This window comes from Oleiphilus sp. HI0117 (assembly GCF_001635235.1).
Window position 1 is genome coordinate 1 of record NZ_LWGA01001367.1, and the last position, 2811, is coordinate 2811.

The window sequence follows — 2811 nt, forward strand, 5'->3', positions numbered from 1 at the left end:
CCGGTATCGTTAGCCAAACGAACTTACTTGCATTAAACGCAACAATCGAAGCTGCACGTGCTGGTGACAGGGGGCGTGGCTTTGCCGTCGTTGCTGACGAAATCAGAAGCTTATCAATTCGCTGTGATGAGTCTGCCCAAGAAATTACCGATGTAATAAAACAAGGGTCAGTAGACGTTGATAAGGGCGTCGAGATAGTACTTCACTCAGAAGCAGTACTGGAGAATACATCGGCCTCGGTTATTGAAGTTTCAGAACAAATTGAAAAAGTATCCAAGGTAATCAATAAACTGCAAGACAACATGACACAAGTCAGTGCTGCCTCGCAGAATGTTGGCGAGGTAAATAACAATAACGCTTACGCTGTTATACACCTACTGGAGTCAATTCAAAACCTGAGCACAATGACGACAAAGCTTAGCGACGTTTCAGAGAAGCTAGCAAACGTCGTGAATAAATAGCTAGCAGGTCACTTTCCTTACTAAAGCCCGACTAATCATTCTGACCTTCATGTTGAGGGGCAAACGCTTAAGGTTTGTTCCCACAATACCCTTCGTAAATCGGGTCTGTTTACTGTAATCAATATTTACATCTAACACGACTGGCTGACCCGCTTTGCTGATTCTCCAAGCTTCATCCAACATTTCATCTATATCGGAATTCTCATCGATCCGGACATAAGCTGCGCCAGTAGCCATCGCTACACCCTGCATTCTCGTATCCGCAAGAACCGAACAAGTTTTCCTGTTATACGGCACCTCTTGAGCTTGTGATATTTGGGATAACTCGCCATCATTAAATATGGTAAAAATTGCACCCAAGCCATTCTTGCTTGCCGTTGTAATTTCCATGCACGTCATCAAAAATGCACCATCACCAATAATACTGACAACGTCTTTTTCAGGATTAAGAAGCTTTGTTCCGATAGTCGCAGGGACAGCATAACCCATGCAATTGAAGTCGGTAGGCGAAATCATGGTTCTCGCTGTATGAATAGGCATAAGTTCTGCCGTTAAGAAGGTATGGTTACCGTCATCAACCACTACATAACCGTCATCAGGCAGCCTTTTCCTTAAGGCATCAAAGAATAAAGCTGGATTAACACGAGAACCACTATCGTGCTTATACCACTCTTGTTTATACGAAGCCTTTTGCTCTGAGATGAGCTGACTCACTTCCTTATAACGCGCATCAAAACAGATATTATTCTCATGTATTTTAGCTTTGAGCTTACGTAATAACGCGGGCAAGACCTCATTTGCATCTCCCTGGATCGCTACTTTCGCTGGGTAGTTTGTATTGAGAACTTTAGGGTTAATGTCAATATGAATCAAAGATTCAGGAACCGTAACGCCAAAGCTACCTGTACCAATTTCTCCAAAACGAGTCCCTACCGCAAGCAAAGCGTCGCAATCTTCAAATGCTTTCGTTGCGGCAGGCACTGCTGCAGCCCCAAAACTCATTCCCGTATGCATAGGATCATTTGCCGGAAAGGAGCTTAAGCCTTGCAAGGTAGTAGATGCCGGTGCGCCAAGCAAGCTAGCGACTTGCGTAGCAACATCAGAAACGTCCACCGCTCCCCAGCCCAAAAACAATCCGGGCTTATTAGCCTTAATTAAGATATCGACCGCTTCATCTAGCTGCTGTTCAAAATGACCAGACTCGACAAGCGCCTTTTCACTTAAAAATTCGGCATACGTTATTTGTCGTTCAACCTCCGCCGTATAAAGCTGTATATTCACTGGTATCTCAACAAATACTGGCCCTGGTTCGCCACTCGTCGCAATTTCGTAGGCTTTATATAGCGTTCTAATAATATCTTTCTGGTGAGCTACCTTAAATGTTGCCTTGGTAATTGGCGCTAGCATCGCATGCTGATCCATATCGTGAAGCTGGTATTCAAAGTCTGAATCGCTCCGCACACCACCCGACAACACCAGCATTGGAATACCGTCAAGAAATGCTTCGCCAATACCACTAGCTGCATGCGTAGCGCCTGCCGCAGGAACGATAAGCATTGCACCAACCGTATCACTGGTTCTACTAACAGCATCTGCCATGAACGCGCCACAGCCTTCATGAGTAACGAGCATAGGCTGAATGGTGGCCGACTTATTTAACTCATCATAGATCTCGGTATTGTGAACACCCGGTATACCAAATGTATGTGAAATCCCAAGTTGCTCGAGTGCATACCTAACTAGCCAAGCGCCTGTTTTCTTCATGTATCACCTTTAAGATTCTTTTTTCTATATAAATTTATTACAGGGAAAATGTATTACATCTGCCCTTAGTATTAGTTGATTGCGTCAATTGCGCTACGCGCCGTCAGTACACAGCCGGATAAGAACGTGCCCTCTAGAGACTTAAATCCGCTGGCACCGCCACCGCCAAAACCCGCTGCTTCACCAATCGCGTACAAGCCTGGAATTGCTGCACCCTCTGAGCTCAAGACCTGGCTTTGCAAATTAGTCTGTATGCCACCAAGGCTTTTTCTGGAAATGAGTCTGAGCTTAATCGCGATTAACGGACCGGATTTGTCACTTACAATGGGGGCAGGTTTACACGTTCTGACTTTGTCGGATCGCCATGCCCTGGCTTGCTGAATACGCCTAACCTGGTCATCGTTCCATAAAGCCGGCCCTCGTGATAGCATTTGGTCATAATCACTAACAGCAGCTTTAACATTGTCACAGCTCAAAACTTTTTCATCATCAAGAGCCTTCATCTGGGTAAGGAGTTCATCCATATTCTGTGCAACGATAAAGTGGTCACTTTCAGTAGAGATTTTCTCAATTAGCGTGTGATTTC

At 45.0% G+C, this 2811-nt stretch carries 3 protein-coding genes; 1 reads left to right on the forward strand and 2 read right to left on the reverse strand.

Features of this window, described 5'->3' with window-relative positions:
• Positions 1–461, forward strand: a 461-nt coding sequence (locus tag A3757_RS23395; RefSeq protein WP_304439216.1) for a methyl-accepting chemotaxis protein, incomplete at its 5' end; no start/stop codon positions are given.
• Here the strand turns inward: A3757_RS23395 and A3757_RS23400 are convergent.
• Positions 462–2225 (reverse strand): thiamine pyrophosphate-binding protein, encoded by a 1764-nt coding sequence (locus tag A3757_RS23400; protein ID WP_068508453.1) that lies wholly within the window; start codon positions 2223–2225, stop codon positions 462–464. It abuts the gene before it with no gap.
• 71 nt (positions 2226–2296) lie between these two features.
• A partial coding sequence (locus A3757_RS23405) for an FAD-binding protein (RefSeq protein WP_156506518.1) occupies positions 2297–2811 on the reverse strand: 515 nt, incomplete at its 5' end.